Consider the following 24,834-nt stretch of genomic DNA (forward strand, 5'->3'; position numbering starts at 1 on the left):
AGGGTACATTGGGCTTCTTAAAGGTTGATGTGACTGACGAAACCGCTGGTAAGGATCTTCAATATGATGCGGCGGGCAATGTCATCAATGATAAAGGTGCAGGCATTAGCGGCCACTTTGGTTTTGATATTAAAGATATTGGTGGAAAAACCGGAACCGTGGCTGCTGATGGGCGTTTGGAGTTAGGCGAAAAAGTTGAACTGGTTATCAACGCCAATGCGTATGCTGAGGCGAAGTTGTTTACTAAGGTATCTACATCGGCTGCCGATGTATTGCCGTCTATCGATACCACCATCGTTTACTACCAAGATCTAGCCAGCGGTTCCCTATCTACGACGAGTGGTGCGAGTATTTCGTTTGGCGATCCGAATATCACTCTACAAAATGTGCGCTTAGATGCAGGTTCGGTGTTTGAAAGCTTCTTGGGCGATACATTCGACACCATTGCCGATATTATTTTGCCACTTCAACCGGTGATCGACCTGCTGAATACCGAGATCGATATGGGCGTTGCCAAGCTTAAAATCTTAGATATCGCCTATCTTCGTTTGCCAGCCACAACAGTGGATACCGCGAAGAAAGTGATCGCCGCCTTAGCAGCGACCATCGATTTCTTAGAGAAAGCACAAACCTTAAAGTCGGCTGGTTATATCGATTTCGGTGATTTTAACTTAACCGGTGGTTATGCGACGGATACCTCGTCGGCGGTAACGTCACAAAATACCGCAGGGGCAAAATCGGAGGCTGACCGTAATGCCCAGCTCGGTTCGCATGCAGCCACGGTTGCCGGCCCGTCACAAGATGGCGTAGAAGGCGGTAAATCCAGTGCCAATCAGTCGTCGACCAATAATCGGGCCACCTTTGGTAACCCCGCAGGTCAGAAGAATTTCAGAATTCCAATTTTGGAAGATCCAGCCAGCTTGCTGCAATTTATTACCGGCCGTGGTGAAGTTGACCTGTTTTGGTACGATTTGCCTGATTTGGATCTGTTCTTTGAGTATCAAAAAACCTTCCCGGTTTATCCTGGTTTCAACGTTGGCTTTTTTGGTGAAATTGGTGCTAGCACTAACTTTGATTTTGGTTTCGATACGCGCGGGTTCCGTGAATGGATGGAAACTGATTTTGATGTGGCTGAATCTTGGCGCTTAATTAATGGCTTCTATCTGGATGATCACGGCATTGAAAACACTGTTGGCGATCAAGCGGAAGTAACGCTGCGCGCGGCGGTCGGTGTTATCGCTAGTTTGGGACTTGGCGGCCTAGTCGAGGCGGGTGTTAAAGGGGGTATTGAAGCAATTATCGGTTTCGATCTTAACGATATGGAAACCAACTTTCTTGATGACTTACCGGTCGGTGATGGCAAGCTTTATGGTTCAGAACTGATTGAACGTATCACCCATGGCCCGCAGTGTCTGTTTGATATGACCGGTTCTCTTAACCTATTCTTGGAAGCTTTCTTATGGGTCGGGATTGATGCCGGTATCAGTAAGATAACCCTGTTCGAAGCGCGTAACCGTTTTGTGAATCAAGTGTTGGCAACATTCGAGCTGGAGTGTATTCATCACGCGCCGGATCATATCGCTTCTTGGGAGAATGATGACCAAAGCACGGGTAACCTGATCTTAAGTTATGACAAGGGTGCCGATGCCGATCCGCATAATTACACCGTTGATATCATTACGCCGGATATTGATTTAACCCTGCAAAAACTATCGGAAGAAGGCTATCTCGATACCGAGTATTACACCAAAGCGGAAGAAACCGCGCTGCGTGATCGTATCCGCACTTTGACAAGTGACAACCCGGGTGAAGATATCATTGTTGTGAGTACCGGGCTTGTGGCCGAGGTTTATCTTGCTAAGAATGTTAGTACATTAACGATTGCGGGTACCTCCGGTAACGACCGGTATAGCTTAAAACGCTTAAATGGTCGGGTCGATCATATTGACGTTGAGCTTGGCGGTGGCAGCGACTTCATTGAGATGATTGCCGATACCGAGAATACGGAGATCTTGGCCGGTCTGTATATTAGCGGTGGTGCGAATAGGGGTGCTGCATTGGTTGCAGGGATTGATGATGATGTAATCTCGGTCGATGCCGGTTATTTCGGCATCGGTCATGCTAATGATACTTATGAAATTGTTACCGGTGACGGTAATGATCAGGTGGTGGTGAGCGGTGAAAACGTTGCTTATGACGGTTTAACGGTTCGGGGTAATGCCGGTGATGACATCATCTTTACCGGTGAAGGGCACGACCGCGTCTTTGGTGGTGAAGGTTTCGATACCATCGCCACGTATGGTGGTAATGATTATGTTGAGGGCGGCGATGAAGATATATCCACCGATATCGCGACCTTTACCGATCCCGATGGGGTGGTGCGGTTAACGCCAATCTATCAATTGGATGGCACGCCTTACGCACATTACAACGATCAAGGTATGCCCACCGATGGCGCTGGCGGCCCCGCTTTAACGGTGACTAAAGAAAATTCACAGTTTAGGACGCAGTTTGGCGATTACATCGACGCTGGCTTAGGCGATAACACCATCAGAGGCGGTGCCGGTAATGATGAAATATCGGTGGGGGGTGTCGATGATGACGGTAATCCTATTCTGGGCGGGGTGAATGATATTCAGGGTAATGCCGGGGACGATATCATTAATGCCGGCACCGGCTCCGTGAATGTTGATGCCGGTGAAGGTGATGATACCGTGGTGTGGAATTATGCACCGCTGGCGGCTGGCGCCAATCTACTGATGCTGGGTGGCTTGGGCACCGATAGTTTTGATATCACGGTGAATGACGATGCCAGTCATGTTGATTTACGTAAGCTCAATGCTGGCACTGCCGACACTTTGGCTAAATTAACCATCGATTATGCGTCTGATTATATTGTTATGGATGATATCGAGTCATTAAAACTCGATACTCAGAAAGAAAGTGATGACATCACCATTGGCGATTTGATGGATACGGGGTTGCTCAGTGTCGATATCACTCTAGGTCAGGATAAAGCGCGCGAATGGCAGCCTGATCGCGATGTTGATGGCAACTATCAGGTTTATCCTGCGGATTACTCCGCTTTCTTGGCACAAACCCCTCAGTTGGATGACAACGGGGATGCGGTCAAAGATTCGAATGGCAACGTTATTTATGTACCGGTAGAGCCGCAGAGTTACATCACTAATGTGCGCCAAGGCGAGTACTTCTATCGTTTTGATTTACAAGAAGGTGGTCAGTATCTGACCACCTCCAACGGAGCACCGATACTCGAATCAATTGTCAATGTTGCCGATTATTTAGCCTCGTCACCTGAAAATAACCAACAAGAGCTGTGGTTGGCTGATGGACTGGATAACGTGACGCTGTTTTACGGCTACGATGGCACCAAAGCCGATGACGGCCGCACAGCGGGTAATTCAGCAACGATTACTGCTGGTATGAGTGCCGCAGAGGTGCAGGCTGCGCTTGAGTCTATAACCGCTATCGGTGTGGGTAACGTGACTGTTACGCCTGCCGCAGCGGCAACTGAGAGCACACATGGTACGCAAGCGAACCCATGGGTGATTACCTTTGACGGTGCGACCACTGATTTGAACAGTAACTATTTAGTTCTGGCGCATCAGTATTTCGTACAGAAGCATAGCGGCCCAATGACTGAGCGTGACGATACACGTGCGCAGCAGTATCTGTATCATCTGGATGTGGTGGGTGCTGACTATTTGTCAAATGCTGATCACACCCCTGATGTCACCACCATCACCGATACCATGAGTGAAGTCCCACGCAACGGTGCGCAACTGTTGGCCTTTGATGTGCTGGATTATAATGAAGACGCGCCTGTCGAGGTGAATGGTATTGTTTGGTACAACAACGAAGGTGTCGCTGTATCGTCATTAATGACGACAGACGAAGTACAGACGGCACTCGAAAGCCTGACCGATATTCCTGCCAACAGTGTGGGTGTGAGTGGACAGGGAACGATTAACAATCCTTGGTTGATTCGTTTCTCTGATAATCCGTCTGGGTCGGCGGCGGATGAAGCGACTAAAGGTGTGGATGGTAACTTCCATACCCTCGAATTTGTTGTCGGAGGCAATGCCTTAAACGCTGGAATCATCACCAAAACAACGGCGTTGGGCGATGATATTAATCTTCCGACTAATATCGAGCAGTCATTTACGCTTCCTGTCGGTAGTAAAGTGACCTCTATTAGTTACGCTGGTGGCACTGTTGCAGTCGATGCTGATGGCACGCAAGCGTCCATAGAACAGGCATTGTTAGCGCATTTTGGTATTGATAATGTGGTGGTGACTGAGGGTGATGCTGCTGGTAGTTGGGTTATACAAATACTCGATGCTATTACCGATGCGGATGGTAATTACAGTATCTTAAGCTTTGAATTCGTGGACAGCGCCGCTGCGGTTAGCACACAAACGGCGATCTCTTCGACGCTGACTGATCATGTCGTTTTCCCTGCTAATGACCGCCAAGCGCTCACGATTCCGGCCAATGCTTTTGCCGCTGAATTCGCTTATAACGGTCAGACGGTAGCAATCTCTTTTGATCTACAAGCTTCAGACAGTGTGACATTGGCACAAGCCACGGCCAACGCTATCGAAACGGCACTGCTAAACCACCCCGATATTGGCGCGGTTAAAGCGACCTCGGGTGCTGAGCCCGGTCAGTGGATTGTACAATTATTGGACGCTAGCACGGATGCGCAGGGTAACTTCTTTGGCTTGAGCCTGACCGTATCAGAACAGATCACCGACGCATTGTTAGTGCCGGCTAGCACCACAACACGGGTAAACCCTGATTATGTTGATGGTGTTAGCGATCCCGCAGAGGCGGTGTTTAGCTTTACCAATGGCGAACAGGAACTCAATTTCAGTACCGACACGGCCATGGTTTGGTACGGTACAGAGAAGGTGCTATTGAATAGCAGCATGAGTGAGGCAGATATTCTCGCTGCATTTGATAGCATCGATGCGTTAAGGGCATCAACGGTGGCGGTTACTCAAGCCGTTGATGGTTTGGGTAATCCTGATTGGACTATAACGCTCTCACCTCTGGATGCGAGTAACGTCACTTATGACGTGATGAAGTTGGCTGAAATTACCTCTGTGGCGGTCGTTGATCAAGTCAGTATTGAGTCACAGCTATTGGATAATGTCGGGCGGGTTCAGAACCTCACGTTAGCTGCCGGCCCTGTGTCGCTTTGGTATGGTGATCAAGCGATTGATATCAGTGTGTTGAGCGCTGCAGCGATAGAAACGACACTAGAAAAATTTGATTCAATTGATGACGTGCATGTCACGGGAACAGGTTCTGCAGCTGATCCATGGCAGGTCACTTTCTTGCAAGCAGAGCAATCAGACGATGGCGCTTATCTGCAATTACGCGCCGAACAATACACCCTGAATGGGGCTGTGGTTCAGGCTTCGACTGCATTTTCACGGGGATTGAGTAACGGCGTTGCTGCGACGCAAACGTTGTATCTGGAAGACTGGCAGGATCATGCTTATTTTTCCTACAACGGTGAATCGGTGGTCTTACAGCGTGATATGAGTGCGCTTGAAGTGGAGTTGTATCTTGAAACGCTTGATACCATTACCGATGTGTGGGTCGGTGGTACGGGTATTGAAAATGACCCATGGACCGTTGCCATCATTGATGCAGACCAGAATAGCGGTGCTAACTATGTATTCGAACGCTTTATTAATATCCAGAATATGGCAGTTAAAGCGGATGTCAATACGGCTGATAACAAACAGCAGCAATACATCGATAAGGCAGACGTTGTTGCCGGTACCTATCTGTATTACGGAGATTTTAGTGTTGAACTGGAGGCTGCCGATCTAACGGCGGCGGGTTTGCAAACGGCATTGATTAGCGGTGGCATCAATGTCGCTGTGTATGATGAAACCAGCGTTTTCAGAATAGAGTTTGTTAATACCGCGAGTCAGGCCATTATGGTCAACCCTGCCGGGGGCGGTTCGATTGATAAGTTAACAGTAGCGCAGGACATTAATGTCCAAATGACGCTGCCTTTGGGGGTGTCCAGCACCACCTTTACTCACCCAGATTATGCTTCAATTACGGTTGATCTGACCGCGCTGAATGCCGCTAAAGCCGCAGGCGATAGCGTTGCAATGACCGCGGCCGCGAATGCGGTTGTTACGAATCTCGAAGCTCAGTTTGGTGCTTGGAATGCTGTTGATCAATTAGGTGTGGCGACGCAGATCATTGTTGCTGGTGATGGTTTAAGCCGAAATACGGCCTTTACTATTGAATTAAACGGCTTCTCATCTCAGACACCGATCACTCAAACCTATGATTTCAGCGGTCCAGGTGTACAGGCACTGATTGATAATATGTCATCCAGCTACAAAGTTATCGAGCGGGTGGATACTGCAGGTAACTGGAACATTGAACTCGATGGTGCAGGTAATTACGCTGTGCTGCCGCTGAATTCACTGACAGGCACGGCTGAGGGATATTTATCATCGTTCCAGACCATTGAGCAAAATGTACCACGTATGGTTGAGAAGCCAACGTGGTCGATTCCTGAGGGGGGTGGTGAAGCGGTACTGGACGGCGGCACTGATTGGTTTGAAGATCCTACCTACAATACCGATAACGCTAATGACAGTGTGTTAATCGAAGGGGGCGATGATGCTAGTACCCGAGATTACTTTACCGTAGGCCATGAGCTGCAGGACACCGGCCTTGTTGATGCGAGTCTCGATCCGATTCTGCAGAAAAATACCGATACTGTGCAGGTTGTTCACCGTCGGGTTGATTTAGCTGAAGCGGATAACCTCAGCGAACGTCAAGTGACGATCACTATTCGGGGGATTGATCGTAAAGCAGATGAAGCGGACACCAGCGATAAATTCGACACCATTAATATCAATGCCTTGGGCGGTGATGATTTCATTATTGCCGGCTTTAGTCCCAATGAAGAGCTCATTTTAGGCAACACCATTAATTCTGATTCGGTCATACTCTCCCGTGCTGTGGATAACCTGGGCCTCAGCGGTGGTGACGGTGATGATCGTTTGATCGGTAGTCAATATAATGACCTGATCAATGGCGGTGAGGGCAATGATGTCATTACCGGCGGTCGTGGTACCGATACCTTTGAAGATGTCGATCTTGATGATAATGACATTGATACCCTGATAGAGCAGCGTGATTTGAACTTCAGCTTGTCGGATGGTTCATTCAAGGTGACCGGACAGCAGCAATCATTGCTTGATCCGACAGAAGACGTTGCTGTGTATGAAGACGAAACCAGCGTTGGCGTGTTTGAACAGTTTGAAATATATGGCGGTGCGAGCAGCAATAATTACGGCGTTTTAGACTTTACTAAAGGCGCCTATTTCGACGGAGGCTTTGGCTCTGATAACTATGTGACGACCCTGAGTGGAGTTGTCGATGATCAGTCAAATATCCATATCATGGATAGTGGCACGGGGGCCACTGAGAGCGATACGCTAGAAATTCGCGGTGCCGATGATGCGGATGACCTGTTTCACCTAGATGTTGATACCCAGTATCAGCTGTTAGAAAGGGCGAGAGATTCGATAACCCATGCGCTGAGTGACTTCGTGCTTAGCTATGACGATATCAGCATCAATGTCCTTATCTCTGATACGGCTAGCAGCCTACAAACTAAATTGGCGAATGCCGGTATCACGGCTCGCGTGGCTGAGGTGGGCGGCGATGCGCTGATGATCGAGCTGATAACGGCCCCGCAGACGGCAGAAGAAAAATTCATGCGTTTTGAGGTGTCGGATGCCGCGGCGGCTTCGGTCTCTGTTATTCGCTCATTTGTCGAGCGTTTGGCCGAAGATGGTACGGGGGATGCGTTGCTGGCGGGTAAGCCTGATATCGATGCGATGTTCGAACGTAAAGATAATGAGATTCAGGTTTACAGCCTATTGCCCGGCCAAACTGGTAGCTATACCTTGAGTTATGATGGCTTCACAACGGGTTTATTAAGTCATACCGATGATGCGGCTACTATTAAAGCGGCATTGTTGGCGCTCATTGATCCTGCGACCGGTGAGAATGTCATTAGAGAATTGAACATAAAGGGGACGGGGACTAACCGCGATCCTTGGTATGTCAGTATTAAAGATGCAACGCAAGATGTCCAAGGCAATTTCTATCTGTTGCAGTCGAGCAATGCGGCACTGATCAACAAGCCGGTTGATATTGCGGATGCGATTGCCAGTACGACCCCTTCAATCTCAATGGCCGATCCGGAGTTCTACCAACGGGTTTATTACACGGATGGTCTGGGTAGCGTCTTGGTACATGGTGGCGGCGGTAACGATACCTTCGTTGTCGATGGCAGCATGGCGTCTCTGAATGTTTCGGGTGATGAAGGCGATGATAATTTCCTAATCGGACGGGTCATCGAAACGCATTTTGTTGATGATGGTCATGGTGAGTTGATCGAGGTGGTCAAAGGCCTGAATGGTATTACCGCCGGTGTAAATAACAATAGCTTCTTCTATGGCGGTATCGGTGACGATTATTTTGAGGTTAACCACAATATTGGCCAGTTATCTTTATATGGTGAGGCAGATGACGATACCTTCTTCCTGAAATCACACTTACAAAGTGGCGTGTCGGCTTCAAGTGTGGCAAGCGACACCGGCGGTGGTGGCATTATTGCAGGCGCAGGCGATGAGAATAACCTCACCGCTGACGATGAAAAAGACACCATGATTAACTACGTACAGAATAATCGCGTGTCTATTTTTGGTGGGTCAGGTTTTGATACGTTGATTCTATCCGGCACCCGCTTAGGGGATGAGTTTAATATTTTCACTGACGAAAATGATAAACAGTACATCTATGGTGCAGGCCTTAAAATTGAGGGTGTTAGTGGCATTGAACGATTAGCCCTACTTACAGGAGCCGGTGAGGATGTGATTAACCTCTATGGCTTAAATGCTGATATCACCCTGTTGTTGAGTCTGGGGTCGGGTAATGATCACATCAATTACGGTGGCGCAGCTGATACTTTTGAAGTCATTTATCCTGAATCCAATGCGACTTACACGGTTGAGCAGAATGTGTTGCAGGACGTGCTTGATGCACAAAATGTGACTAATAATGAGATTGTCTTTTCGAAGCGGGAAAACAGTTTTGATGCTGCTGCGTGGGAAGCATTCTTCCAGAAATGGGTGAAGGCAGATGCCAACCCTGTGATTGATGAGGCCCATTGGCGCTTATTTGAGGCTAACTTAACCGTTGCGTTAAAACTCTTTGCTCAGGGGGTTGAGCGGGCTCGCACCAACCCGGTGAATGGCGTCGGTTTGTCTAGTCTCGAAAGGAAAAATTTCGGTCCATGGACATTTACGGTTCGTCAGGACAATACCGCCGCCGTTGATGCTTATGTGCACAATACCAATTTGCTCGAAGACGCGTTGAACTTTACGGGTCAAGAGTGGGGGCAAAGTTTCTCTGATGGCGATTGGGAAAATTATTTCGCCAGTTACGCGCCGATCGAAGCTGTCAAAGTTAGCGAATTGGGACATGCGATCGCACCAGCGCTGCCGGATGAAATTGATTTTGATCTGTTCAATAACCTTGCTGATACAGGGGCAATCTATGCCGGTAATAACGCACTGGATGATATTTTCTTCGGCACCTATCTAAACTGGGTAATCGGCCAGACCGTTACCGGTAGCATTATCCAAAGTGATGGCGTTCGTCTGGGGTCATCGAATAGTGATAGTGAAATTGATAACTGGGGCTACGACCCTGATCTGTATTTGACGGATCTATATACGCGCAGTGTGCCGGTTTATCATCAGGCGAGTTACTGGTTTTTTGGTACGCATCATTACACTTATACCACGGCCTGGGAGGGTGTGACGGGTGTGGGTGAAGAGAAATACGCTTCAAACGATCGTATCGGTGTAGCAGGGACAACCCCTGGCAAAGATATGTTCTGGGATATGATTTCGCTGTTTTATGATGTTGAGGCGAAGAAGGAAAGTGATACGACGATTAACGTCGTGCAAGATTATAGCGCCGATGAGGTAACCGGTACCGCTGCGTATAAGTTCGATAATTTACCCGAACGAAGTGTGCTCAAAATACTACCTGAAAACTATGATATGTCGCGTATTGCGGGCCTGGTTCGCGTTGTGGGCGGTGCTGATACCGATACGGTTACGGTAAATGCTCGGGATAGTGCGGGGCTGGACATTACCTTAGAGAAGCAAGCATTAGAAACGGTTGATTTTGATTTTAACCTCACTAAATTAGCCGAGCTGACCGATGGTACTGGCTTTACGCCGGATGATTTGAAGAGTGCTTTAATCCGCGCTCATAACGATACTCAAGTCGGTGTTCTGGATGACCTACTCAATGGTGATGTTGCCGAAGCCAGCGTCACCCTGTCGAAAGACTTGTTGGTTGAGGAGTTTACCGCACTCGACTACCTCAACCCATTACAGGCGGCCGTCACGGCATTGGCTAACACTAACCCCGTTGTCTCGGATACGACCTTTATTGATCGCTTAGATGGTTTTGTGAAGCGCGGTCTGCAGCTGATGGGTGAAAACCTGATCAGCACCTATGATTTCTCTCTCGATGTATTGGATGCCTTGCTGATTGATCCAATGCTGGATGAGCTCTCTTCTTCTAGCCTGAAGACCGATGTTATTACTCGTCTTGAAGGCTTGAGAAGCTATCTTGATCTGTCCGGTGTCCGTGCACAACTGAAAGATGGCAGTTTGCCGGGTGGTCGAGTTTATGACATCGCTTCGGATTCCGCACTTAGAGTCTATAAGCAGACTCAACTGGATACATCAATACGGTCAACGCGTTATGAATACTCTCAGAACATTTGGGATAACGAAACCTGGGATGCAGCGTATGACTGGAATGCCTCGCTGGGGGAATATGTTCGTCGTTTAGATCCTAACGTTGATGATGTGCAAGCGCTGACACGCAATGATAACGGTTATGGGGACGGCCCGCAGGCGGATAGTACCGCGGGTAAAACAAATTATAGCGTCGTCCGTGAAATTGATACCCGTGAAATTTTAGCAATTAATTACACCGTGGGTGATACCTCAGGAATCTTTGGTGTGAATTGGGTCAGTGGTACGGTGGGTAATACCGATGCGACCCGGGGTAAAGAGATTCTACTTAATAATCAGTATGCAGAGATCGTTGATAATCTGGATCACTCTTATTACAGCTATTCCTACTATGGTGTGGGTGCCCACCACGAAGAAATTCTGGAAGCGGTCGCGTTGCGTCGTTTTAATCAGGATAGTGGCGCCAATGATGTGGCGGCGAGCAATATATTAGACGACGGCGTGTATCTCACTGCAGATAACTGGAAAGACTACGCTATTGCTGTTGGCCAGAGTGCGTTGGGGAATCTTGACTTCAACGATACCAATGTCACTCGCTTAATCGAAACGCTCGATGGCGGGCAAGCGCTACGCACCGACGTAGAAGCACCGTTACTCGATGGTTTAATCATCACCCGTGATATCAATGGCAATGCCGTGGATCACGAGATTAATATCAATGGTGTACAAGACGACTACGGCTTCTATTTAGCCGAGTCGGTAGAAATAATCATGACGATCAACGAAACGCTGGTGGTCACCGATGAATTTGTTACCGGCAAAGGCGCGGTTGAGAAGGTTGTCTCTTTCGATACGCTGCAAGGTTTAGGGGAATATGCCGTACGCATGGTCGGTGTAGAAGATATCGTGCTTAACCTGAATGCCGATGATGCTAATGACAACAGCCAAGTCGTTGTTGATAAGGTCTCGGTTGAAAGTCTACATCATGCCACAGATGTTACAGTTAACACCGGTGCCGGTGGCGATAGCGTGTTTGTGTCAGCCGCAGACGCTGAGAATATCACCTTGAATACAGGCGCGGATAATGACTTCATTACGTTGTCTGATACTGGCACATACGCTGAAGTCAATGCTGGGGCTGACAATGATACGGTTAGGGTTAATTACAACGCTAATAATTTGCAAACTAATGTCAATGGTATTGGCGGTGAACTGGTACTCCGTGGTGAAACTGGTTCCGATTGGTATTACATTGGCTTAGCTAATGAAGGTGAGTCTGTTATCACTATCGATGACGATACTGCGGATACGGGCTTTGATCGAGTGGCGATTCAGGGGACTGATCAAGCGGATAATTTCTTATTCCGTCCGGATACTATTTTTGCCCTAGAAGTGGATGCTGATGGTAATCCAGTGATGGGTGCACCTGTTCAGCGGGTGAATTACAACATCGATAGCAATGATGAGATCAATGTCTATGGTCGAGATGGTCATGATAATTTCACCTTTGATGATACCACTGCGAAGATCTCTGTTTACGGTGATGCCGGCGATGATACCTTCCAAGTGGGTCAGGTATTCAACTCCGCTAGGAATAATGTGGAGTCGGGTTTAGCACCTGAAGATTATTTTGATACGACCTTGGTGACACAGGGCTATATTAGTAACGGTATCAGCTACGATGCGTCACTTAATGGCGGTATTGGCGAGGATAATTTTATTGTTTATCGCAATGTTGCGTCTGTGGATCTGAACGGTGATGAAGATAACGATACATTTTTGATTCGTAGTTTTGTTCTCGTTGATCCCGATGATGAAAACGCCCCGGTCGCCAATATTAATGGTGGTCAGGGGGCTGATTTCATCAACTATGCGATGAATGCGCCGGTTAATATACGTGGCGGCGATGGTTTGGATACCGTGACGATTCTCGGGACTGAATTCGGTGATGATTACGTTATTACCGCAGCGGGTGTTTATGGTGCGGGTCGCTTTATTGGTTTTGAAGGGATTGAGCGATTAATTATTAACGGCATGGAAGGTAATGATAACTTCTATGTTTATAGTACCAGTGAAAACCTAGATCTGAACCTGATCGGTGGCTTAGGCAGCGATACCTTTAATACCGCCGGTGGCAACGATGATGAGTCGGTCACGGTGGTCGCCGATGACCTACAGGGTCATAGTGGTTTATTGAAACATACCTTGACGACGGATGATGATCGTTTTCAGGCACTGATTCAAACAATCTCAACCGATGTGATGGACGATGACGAAGCGGGGGTGATTGTTCGTCCGGTTAGTTCATCAATCCGTACTTACGAAAAGGCTGCAGGCGTTATTTTGGCCGATCGCAACAAGACTAATAATATCTATGAAGTGGTTTTAACTCAGGCACCACAGGATGTTGTACGGGTGACGGCAAGTGCGGTTTTGGCGACTGAACTCGAATTGAAACAGGGTGGGAAAGGCGTTGCGCTTAATGGCAGCGAAGACACCACCACACTGATGTTTGATCGTACCAACTGGTTCATTCCACAGTTAGTGTCGGTGACGGCACCGGATGATGATTTGGCGGAAGGTGTGCGTAATGTCGTTATACGGCATTCGGTACAAGAGGGCGATACCGATCAGGATGGCGATGCTTATGATCGTCTTCTGGTGAGCCAGATTTCAGCAGAAGTGGTGGATGATGATTTGACGTCGCATAAAGTGATTGATGCCAATCCAGATGTTGCCGTGACCCTGATGAGTAATAATCGCTATCAAGTCACGTTATCGCAAGCACCTACCGCGGATGTTGTGATTGAAATCGATACGCCAGATTCAATGGCGACAGATAAAACAACCTTAACCTTTACAGCAGCAGACTGGGGGCCGCAAGTCGTCACTTATAGTGACGTGAGTGGCGGCGCAGCGGACGGATTGATTTCCCATTTAGTGATCACCGATGATGCTTTCTTTAGTGGACAAGTGATGGGTAGCATTGATGTTCGCTCGGTATCACCCACGGTTCTGATTGCTAAGAGCAGCAGTGAGCCTCTGGTTGCTGAAGCGGTCACCTCTCTGCGCAGTGATAGTTATGAGGTGATGTTAAGCCATCAACCATCGGCTAACGTGACTATCACGATAGAAAGTGATGGACAGTTATCAACCGGCGGCGTTAGCGCACTAACGTTTACTCCAAGCGATTGGTATAAAGCGCAAACCGTTACCTTCACGGCGATAGATGATTCAGTCACGGAAGGTATTCACTATGGTCGTTTAAGTCATACCGTGAGCAGTGCTGATCCTTATTATGATGACCTAGCAATGGCTGTGGTTGACGTTACCATCGCCGATGATGAGTCGCCTACCTTACTGATTCTGCAAGAAAATGGACGGGCACAGGTGACTGAAACCGGTGCAGAAGCGGTCTTAGGCGAGGGCATGGTGCTTGTTGACAGTACGGGCCGTTCGGCTCAGGCAAGCTTTGGTCTGGCTGAAGTGGAAGAGTTGCTGGGCAACGACACGGTTAAGTCGGCTCAGGATTTAAGTGCCGCTCGCTGGACAACGGCTACCGATCCAACGATCGCCAATTCTAAGGCATTACCGCACATTACCGTTAACGGTCGTGGCGATGACTCCAAAGATTACTTTAAATTCACCGTTACGCAAACGATGATTGATAATGCGGGTGTGACGGGTGTTGATTTCTGGGCCGATGTGGATGCCGACTATGCTGCAGGTGATAGTGTCTATTGGCAGAGCAAAACTAACTTATTGAAATCGGATCAGGGTAAAACGTCTGTTGTACCGGTGACCTATTACAATAGCAGCTACATCAATCACAAAATCACAGAAGCGGGTACCTACTTTGTAGAGGTTGAGGGGAATACCAATCGTAATACCCCCCGCTGGGAAGGTGTCCCTGAGGGTACCGATTATAAGCTGCACCTTAGCTTGCAGGGACAGGTAACCACGGAGTTCGATTTCACTCAGTCACCCCTGCTCGAAGTTGAAAATGAAACGGCCTTCGTTAACGGTAACGGTGGTCAGAGCATCAGTGATATCGATGGTGACATCGGTACAGGGACTAATAATAAAGGTTGGTATTCTGAACCTGATACGCTGATCGGCAATACCGAAGTGGGCGGTGTTATTAACGATTCAATGGCACATATGACCATTGAAGGCGGTGGGTCTGATAAAGCCGATAGTTATATCTTCGAAGTAACAGATGAGATGTTGTTCAGCTCTGCTGGGGCGTTGAATAGCGGTGACTCTGTTGCGGGTAGTAAAAGCGATTGGTACACATCAGCGGGTATCAACTTCCCTACGTCGGTTACAGTGGGGGATAAGTGGCATGTGACGGTTTCCGGTATCACTTATGACATTGAAGCGGTGAGCACCAGTGGGGCTGATGTCGCTACTTCACTGCTGAATAAGCTGAAAGATACCACGAACGGACTGGATAGTTTCTTTGTCGCCACGCAAGGGAGTTCTGCCGAGGGTGTGCTCATTAGCAATGTAGACAACGGTTTTAAGCTGTCTATTACTCATGAGACCGCCTATTCTGCTGTGCCAACATCGACGTCCCTACAAGCCACCAATGTTGTGTTAAAAGCGCCATCATTTGGTGTGGAAAATGGACAAGATTGGATCGTCAGCATCGATGGTCAGGATTACATCTTTGATAAAACTTCAGGGGCTAACAGTCTTAATACCGTTGGTGCGGGTATGGTTGAAGCGGTGAAGGCTGTGTTAGGTACTGATTATCGTATTAAGTACGACGATGCTAGCAAAACCCTAACCGTGACGGACGATGCCAGCAAAGCGGTCAGTGTTCGCGTGGTTGATGATCGTGCTGTCGATACCGGTTCCACTCAATTAATTGAAACAACCTTGACTGTGTCTGGTCCCGTAAACACGGGCAAGACCTGGTGGGTGGAGGTCGATGGTCAAAAAGGTAGCTTTACCAGCAATTATACCAACGCCGCAGACGCACCTAGCTTGGCAGATATCGCTGCCGGTATTCAAACGGATCTGAATACTAAGTTACAGGCGCTGGCTGCTGCCACTTATCAACTCACGGCAACGACCAATGGTTTCAGTGTTACACAACTGAAAAATCAGAATATGGTTATCGCTGATAGTGGCACGGGTGGTACAGGGGCCGTAGATCGGTCTGGTGACGTTATTCAGCAAAAACTGGTACTGGATAGCGCGCTGACTGCTGAAAACTGGCGTGTATTGTCAGGCGCTACCACGGTGGCCAGTAATGTTTCAGCTACCGATGTCGACATTGTCGGCGATGATCTAGCTACTCAGCTGACCACGGGTGATTATGTCGCTGATTATGTGGCATCTGATACTACACTAGTGATAACCCGTGATACGGGAACCACAAGCCCGGGACTGACGCTGAATGCATTGGTAACGGAGAGCGTTGAAGCCTCACGCAGCACTGCCAATGTGACTGTTTATTCTCAGGCCGTCAGCATCGATTCGGCTTATAGTCACAGCAGCAGTGACGTTTGGACCGTCGCTGTTAAAGATGCAAATGGTGATGATGTTGCCTATACGGGCACGTCATTATCGGCTATTTATGGCACGGCGGGCGCTGCGGGAGGGTTAGACGGTGTCGCGACGGCGCTGACCAATGGCTTAGCGGGCATTACGGTTACTGTTGATACGGCAAACTTAGTTTTTGTGGCTGATGATGAAAGTCGTGTTTCGGCGAGTCTAACGATTGAAAATAATGAAACCATCGACCTGTCGCTATCCGATCCCCGAGATCGATATGATCTGTATGCCTTAGATTTGGAAGTGGACGCTTCACCTGCGGTTGGGGATGCTTGGTCGATCACGGTTAATGGCATTATCTATACGCATACAGTGAGTCAGAGTGATATCGATGCGTCTGCACCGATTAATGAAGTCGTTGCTGATGGTCTGATGAGTCAGCTATATACAGCGGGCCTGAGTACAACGGCAACGGCTATTGGTAATCAGGTGTTGGTTAATCGCGGTATCGATGATGCGATTATTTCGAATGGGCGTAAGACTCAGGTTCAGGGCTTGTTCGATATTGATTTTGGTAGAGCCTATAGTGATAGCTCGACTAACGTCTATCGAAGCGAGTCGCTTTCATCTTCAGGTTCTATTTTCAGTACTTATACACAGGTTAACCGAGTGGTGGAAACTCAAGTGACCTCGACGCAAGCCTATTTGCCGTATATGAAGGTGTTTGATATGAACTCTGCTGCTGTCAATGGCACAGAGATGAGCTTCGATAAAGACTTTAGCTGGCTGGCAGATAATGGCAGCAGCAGTCAACAAGACCCGATGCTGGAGTTCTTGTTTGCTAATAAAGGCACGTATCGGATTGAGGTTGGCTATTCAGTTACTTACACCACCGATGTTGATGTGCGTACGGAAGTCACGACAGTAGAACAAGCGCTGTTCAGTCGATCCATCAACAACACGGTTACCTATGAAAGCAAGACTTATTCAGATACTAACTTACAGGGGATGACCGAGAACTATAAGCTTAATATCTCACTCGACGGCCATGCGACGGACAGTAATTATGTGAGAATGGATGGCATGTTACTGAAAGTAACTGCCGGTACGAATATGGGTAAAGTCGCCATTATTGAGAGCTATGATGCGTTAACCGATACTTATACCTTTAAGGATGCCATCGATATACTGACTGATCCTAACTACGCTGAATATCATCAGCGTCATGGGTCCAATCTGGTTTCTGATTTGAGCCTTAGCAGGGGGGATCGATTCGAAGTCAGCTATCTGATGACCGATGTAGAGGGGTATGTGGATGAAACTTGGCAGGATGATTCATATCAGATGGTCTTGTCTGGTGCGCCAATGGTTGTTGATCCGGTGACCGGCTTGCGGGTGCCGGATGCTGTTACCGTCGATTTTGCAGGAATAGACACGCGTACATATCATAGCAACTACGCTTTCGAAGATGGTAAAACGGCCGAGCATAATCAGGTTCAAGTAGGCACAGACACGTCGAGTATTACCTTTGTCGGCGGTACGCCCAGTGCTGGCCAAGTGGCTTGGGATGATATTCAAACCGTTACCTTATTCGCCGTTGATGACAACATTATTGATGGTGGCGATGCGCAGGTCTTTGCTCCCTTAGGTGAACGCCTTAATAGCATTCGAGGGCCTATCTCTATCGATGGCGGTTTGGGGGATAGCGCGGGTCAGACCCTCAATAACCCACTCTTGTTACCGGAAGAAAATAATTGGTTTAAGACTGAAGGTACGCTCACATCCATTACTCATGTTGGCGGTAAAATTGAAGTGACAGATAGCGCCGCTGAGTATTGGGATAAAGATGCGCGAATACATAAACCGGGCTTTAATTTAGACCTTGAGAATGGCCTGTTTGAGTTGGTGGTGGTTGATAACGCTACTGGCGAAACTGTCACTATGGAGATTGAATCGCAAAATGGTCAGACATTCACCTTAGTGGGTGACTGGCCCAATAGTACGCTACCGACGGCACGCGACTATTACATCAACCCAGTTAACATGAATACCCGGGTGACAGAAGAGACTCAAGTCGATGTGTTGAACCTGTATAACAGTGCTAGCCCTGCTGCTGAAAAGGGTACCTTAACGGCTGACAGTATTATCGGCTTCGGTATGGGTGAGAGCATTAAGCTGGGTAATGAAGAGATTCCGGGTGGTATACGTTATGCCAATCTTGAAACGCTATCGATTGAGTTAGGCGAGGGGGTTGATGATCTGACAATTAAGTCTACTCATGCTGGCAGTACGACAATCGATAGCCGTGGCGGAGATGATCTCGTTAGCGTTGAGACAGTGGCTGGCGCTTTGACCCTGAAAACAGGCGATGACGACGATATTATTAGCGTGGGTAGCGAGCAACAATTAGCCGATGAGGTCGCGGCATTGCTGGTAGTCGATGGTGGTGAAGGTGATAATCAGCTGATCGTTAATGATTCTGGTGATGTTGATAGTAATGAATTGCTCGTCACTTATGACAGCATAACGGGCTTAGATATGCCGTCGCTGTCTGAGGTGCAATCGCTCTATATACGGGCGGTATCGGGTAACTACACACTCGATATCGATGGTGCCGCAATAGCCATTGCAGATCTAGAAGAAGCCACTTTACTCGCGGCATTAAAGGCACACTTTAATGCGGCTTCCGGCTTAGTTGTCGAGCGTCAGGATATTGTGAATGGTTATACCTTCACTATCACTTTTGGCGGTGAGTTGGCAGGCAAATCTATCCCATCATTGGTAATTACCGATATCACTGGGCTAAATGCGGCAACCGATGCGACCGTAGAAGTTAAAACAAGTACCGTAAGAGAAGGTTCGTTAACAGCTCAAACCGGTCGGATTCAAACGCTAACTCCGGCAGCTACAGGCGCTTATCAGTTAGAGGTTCTCAATCAGCTAACCACATCACTTTCTGTTACAGCTACTCAGGCGGAAATCATTGAAGCGTTACGGCCAATACTGAACCCGAATAACAAGCCAGCAGCGTTTGTAAACGATGATCTGTCAGACCAACAGGATTACTTGCCGTACACGGATAATGTTTCAGTTATTCGGGTTGGCAATGAATGGCTAATACAGTTCCAAGGAGCCTATGCGGGGGTTGAAATTACTCGCGTTGTGGGTGATGCCTCCGTTGAAAAACGTATGGAGGGTATTAACTATTACAATATCGGACAGTTGGATATTAATTTAGGCCGTGGCAGCGATATCGTTAATGTTCAATCGACACACCAAGACACGGTAACCAATATCAATACCTTTGCGGGCGAAGATTCGATCTATGTTACTAGCGATGCTAACGCTGATTTGACCAATCAGCCTGATGCGCATGGTAGCTTGGATGGCATTAATGGCTTGTTGAATGTTGATGCGGGAAGCGATGAAAACGCGCTGTATATCAGCGACTTTGATGATGTCGATGTTGATAACGCGACCTTAAGTAGCGACCGTCTCAGCGGCATGGCGTTAGGCGATATTACTTATACTGCAACCAACGGCGACTTTAATAACGATTTGGTTATCTGGGCCGGTAAAGGTGCCGATCAAATCTTGGTTAACAGCGTGTACGTTGAAGGCATTAGCGTGACCACCTTGTATGGCAATGAGGGGGATGACAGCATTACGGTCACGGCTAGCGATGACCTAACGAACCCAGCACATATAGCGTTGGCACCGTTAGGTGACAGTGAAGCTCGTCGTTTAGATATCTACGGTAACAGGGGCGAGGATAATGTCTATGCCGGTGCGGCGACGATGGCTATTCGTGTGCATGGCAATGAAGATGATGATTTGATCTTCGGTAGTCAAGGTGATGATGTCCTGCATGGTAATGAAGGTGACGATCGTATTTACGCGAATGCGGGTAATGACACCGTTTACGGTAATACCGGGCGCGATACCTTAGAGGGTAACGAGGGTAACGATAGAATAAGCGGCGGTTCCGAGGACGATATCATCAGGGGTAATGCAGGTAATGATTCCCTCTTAGGAGAAACCGGTAACGACATTATCTTTGGTGAAGGTGGCGCGGCACAAAACGCTGCAGGCAATGATTTGCTCGCTAGTGAGTTGGATGAGCTTTCATTGATTACCAGCGATGACCTCAGCGCTGATGGCCGCGATACGATCGATGGTGGTGAAGGTAATGACCGCATCATGGCCGGTTTAGGTGGCGACTTTGTCTCGGATAGGGTCGGCGATAATATTGTGCTAGGTGACCTAGGCGCAATCGGCTATACCGATGTGAGTGCCATGAGCGCCGGTGTTGTTACCTTGGTTCGTTCAAGCAGCGTTCAGGGGGGGGATGATGATATCCGCGTGGGAAGTCTCTCAGGTAATAATATTGTGCTGGGCGGCCAAGGCGCAGACTTTATTGAGACGAGTGTTGGTCATGACCGCATTATCGGTGATAACGGTGAAATCGTTATAGGCAACGACGGTGTTATCCAAATGATGCAAAGCATCAATATTATCCATGGCGGCGATGACGTTATTATCACGATAGGTGGTAACAATACTGTTCTGGCAGGCCAGGGTAATGATCGGGTTACGGCGGCTGACGGTGATGATGATATCTTCGGCGATAATGGTTTGATTGAGTATGTTGATGGATTGGCGGTACGTTTGGTGTCGACGGATATCGATGCCACAACCACCGGTCTGGATACTATTGATGCAGGCGAAGGCAGTAATCGGGTGATCGGTGGCTTTAATGCCGATAACGTGACCACCGGCGATGGTGTGGATGTTATTCTCGGAGATGCCGGTGAGTTGATCTATGTGAATCATGTTATGACGCGAGTAACGTCAGCGAAAACCTCAATCGGTGGTGCTGACACGCTTCAAGGTGGGCATGGTGATAATGTTATTTTGGCAGGTCCAGGGGCGGATGACGTGGTCACGGGTATCGGTGAAGATGTTGTTCTAGGCGATACCGGTGAGGTGCTATTTGACGCAGGCCAACTACAAAGCATTGTCACCAGTAACGAAGGTGATGGTGAAGATCATATCAGCACGGATGCTGGTGATGACATCATCTTTGGCGGTTTAGGCAGCGATATTATCGACTCTGGCGCAGATAACGACATTGTGATTGCCGATACCGGTGTCCTTAATTATAACTTTATATCAGAGCCAGCAGTATTAATCAGGAATGATGTCGATGCGAGCTTAGGCGGAAATGACATTGTTAATCTAGGGGCTGGTAATGATATAGGACTCGGCGGAGCCGGTTCCGATTCGATTCGAGGCGAAGCGGGCGAGGATGCCATCTTTGGTGACTTTGTGAATATTACGATAGCGGCCTCGGGGCTGAGGGACTTCCAGTCTACCTTACCGCTCTTCGGTGCAAGTGACATTCTTTCAGGTGGAGATGGGTTTGACATTCTCGTGGGTGGGCATGGGTTTGATTATTACGATGGTAGTTTAATTACTGATGTCATTATCGGTAACTATGCGCGTATTCAGGATGCGGCAGACTTCACCTCTCTATTAATCGTTTCTGATCCGACCGATCGTGAAGTCATCTCTTCCAGTCTGTTTAATATCTATGGTGTTAACACCGATATTGGACGAGAGGAGGATAGCGTTATATTTGTCGATACTGAGGGCTCTGAGGTTGAACCACTGCGTACGGATACCGCTTTGCGATTAACCCCATTGTTGAATGGTGAGGCGCTTTCTCGGCTGTCGGATAGCGAGTTGAAAGAGTTTTTACGCAATCTTCCCTTACTCGGCGGTGAGCAAAGAAGAGGTTCCGGTCATGCATCACCCCCTGTTTCTGTGCCAAGTGAAGAACCAGCGCTTACTGTACCTGAAGAGCCTGATGATGCCATAATCCCAGTGGCGATGGTGGATAAACTGTCAGCGCAAGATGGATCTTGGCTACCCGCCGATAGTTATTCTGAGGATAGTGTTGCAGCTGACATGGAGGCAGAGGGCAGTGAGTTTACAGCACCTGTCAGTGGCTCCTTGTCAGATTCGTTAGCCGTTGGCCTTCTGCTTGCGGCTAATGTGGCAGGGCAGCGAGGATGGCGGTTGGGACGCTTAAGTAATGAAGACAATGTTATTCAGGGAGACTTGCAAGATTTGCGTAGAGCTCAGACCAGTCGGAAGTATTCGGTCTGGCAGAAAAAGGATTTAACATGAAGTTATTTAATCGAAAAACATTGAGGAAGTAAGATGTCTGGCGATACTGTAGAAAATAAAAAGACGAGCGGACCGACAATTCGTTGGGACGACAGTAAGATGCGTAGCACTTACGCTAATGTATGCAACGTTTCCAGTACACGAGAGGAAGTGACGTTATTGTTTGGTACCAATCAAGCATGGCGTGCGGGTCAAAAAGAAGTGGGGATTGAATTAACTGATCGTATGATTGTTAGTCCTTTTGCAGCGAAGCGGTTGTCGCTGTTGTTGAATGGCGTAGTTGAAGAGTATGAAAAGCGCTTTGGTAAACTTGATGATGCCGGCGTAAACAAAAAATAATGAGTCAACGGTGAGTTGGTTTATAAACGCTTCGGTATGTTTTTGCATACCGGGGCATTTTTATATTTAGACGCATAAAAAAAGAATCTATCTATGGGTGAGATAACGGTTTCGTTGCCAGACTCTATTCAGCAGTTGAATGGGTTGCTGGATACTCATCATGACAATTGGTATTTTACCTGGCTGGAGTGGCTGTGCGGTCAGCTACCGCAGGTTCGCGTAGCACTCGTTGTCGCCGATGAATCGCACAACGGACAGTTCTATTCAGTCGCGGTCTGGCCTGAAGAGGGTACTCAGGATAAATTATTACTCGATGCGGCTGATGAGACACTGAAGAAAAAGCAGCCGTTGATCATGCCTTTAGATGATGGAAAACATCATATCGGCAGTTATCCTGTGTTTGTCGATGGTGCGGTGCGAACTGTGGTTACGGTGTTGCTGAATGCCACCGATGAAGAGGCGTTACATAAGTCCTTGGCGACCATCGAGTATGCTGCTGGCTGGCTTGAATTACGTTTATCTCGCAACCTGTTAAGTACGGTTGCTGAAGATAATCAGCGGCAACATATTGTCATCGATAGTATTGCTCATGTGCTTGGTGAGCGGGACTTTGAGCATGCGGCCCTGCGCTTTGTGAACCTGATGGGACAATATCTACACGCCGAACGGGTCGTGCTTGGATTTGTTAAAAATGCAGAGTTAGAGGTTCATTCAGAGTCAAATAGTAGCGGCCATAGTAAGAAACATGAGTTGGTTAAGTTAACCGCGCAGGCTATGCAAGAAGCCGTTGATCAACAAGAATCAATAGTATGGCCGATACAGGATAACCTTAACTGTGTCACACACGCGCATAGCCTTTTAGCGGATGAGAAAGGGCACCGAGCCTTGATGACGATTCCGCTGGTTGATAAAGAAGATTGTTATGGTGCGGTACTGTTTGATCGGCCTGTCGATCAACCATTTAGTCAAGAAGAGCAACTCACAGCTCAAGCACTGACTAATTTTGTGGGGGTCGTGCTGGAGGAAAAACGTCAGTCTTGTTTACCTTTGTATGCCTATGTATACCGTAGTTTTAAGAATCAATTGAGCTTGTTGTTTGGCCCGGGTCATCTTGGTCGAAAAATTACCTTGTTGAGTTTGGTCGTATTATCCCTGTTTTTTAGTTTGATGCCTGGCCGTTACAATATTGGTGCGGATGCTGTTATTGAGGGCGCGGAGATTCGTTCAATTGTTGTTCCTTATGATGGGTATTTACAGCGTGCGACGTTTAGAGCCGGAGATACCCTGAAAAAAGGTGCCTTATTAGCCGAATTGGACACCCGAGAGTTACGCTTGCAGCTGATGAGCTGGGTTAATCAAGAGGCGACATCACGGCGCAAGTACGAAGAAGCTTTAGCTAGAAATGAGCGTACACAAGTACAGATTAATAGTGCTCAGGGAAAGCGGGCACAGGCTGAAATCGAGCTGCTTGAGTATCAGATCTCGCAGGCGGTGATGAAAGCGCCGTTTGATGCCCTGATTGTGTCAGGGGATTTGAGTCAGAGGATTGGTACATTAGTTCGACAGGGGGATGTGTTATTTGAACTGTCACCACGACGTGACTTTAGGTTAGCCATGTATGTGGACGAGTTTCGGATTAATGATATCCGTCAAGCGCAAACGGGGCAGTTGGTTTTAGCTGCACTACCTGATCAGAAGTTTTCATTTACGGTCACGCGAATCAATCCTATGGCCGAAGTCATAGAGGGTGCTACGGTTTATCGCGTCGAAGCTGATTTTGAGAATAAAGCAGACATGCTCCGTGTTGGCCTCGAAGGGGTGGCGCAGATATATGTTGATGAACGGCTGTTGATCAGTATCTGGACGCGAAGCATGGTTGATTGGATGAAACTTCAATGGTGGCGTTTCTGGGGATAGTGCTGCTATCTTGGTGGCTAGA

The 24,834-nt window shown here is 48.0% G+C and carries 3 protein-coding genes (1 of these 3 cut by a window edge); all 3 read left to right on the forward strand.

Going from position 1 to position 24,834, the window contains the following annotated elements:
- Positions 1 to 22,556, forward strand: partial view of a DUF4347 domain-containing protein gene (locus Q4488_RS08555; RefSeq protein WP_303580055.1) — the 3' portion only. The gene continues 15,286 nt to the left of window position 1, outside the view; 22,556 of the gene's 37,842 nt are visible here — the last part of the coding sequence; its start codon lies beyond the left edge, outside the window; it ends in the stop codon at positions 22,554 to 22,556.
- Positions 22,557 to 22,589: 33 nt separating this feature from the next.
- Positions 22,590 to 22,895 carry a DUF3467 domain-containing protein gene (locus Q4488_RS08560; protein ID WP_303580056.1) on the forward strand — a complete coding sequence of 102 codons (306 nt, stop codon included), beginning with the start codon at positions 22,590 to 22,592 and terminating at the stop codon, positions 22,893 to 22,895.
- Positions 22,896 to 22,988: 93 nt separating this feature from the next.
- Positions 22,989 to 24,812 carry an HlyD family efflux transporter periplasmic adaptor subunit gene (locus Q4488_RS08565; RefSeq protein WP_303580057.1) on the forward strand — a complete coding sequence of 608 codons (1,824 nt, stop codon included), beginning with the start codon at positions 22,989 to 22,991 and terminating at the stop codon, positions 24,810 to 24,812.
- The last annotated feature ends 22 nt before the right edge of the window (positions 24,813 to 24,834 follow it).

This window comes from Amphritea sp. 1_MG-2023 (assembly GCF_030547545.1).
Classification (GTDB): domain Bacteria; phylum Pseudomonadota; class Gammaproteobacteria; order Pseudomonadales; family Balneatricaceae; genus Amphritea.

Bases quoted from the DNA above. Each gene is read 5' to 3' on its own strand.
- Q4488_RS08560 (WP_303580056.1), top strand. From the start codon at position 22,590: ATGTCTGGCGATACTGTAGAAAATAAAAAGACGAGCGGACCGACAATT.
- Q4488_RS08565 (WP_303580057.1), top strand. From the start codon at position 22,989: ATGGGTGAGATAACGGTTTCGTTGCCAGACTCTATTCAGCAGTTGAAT.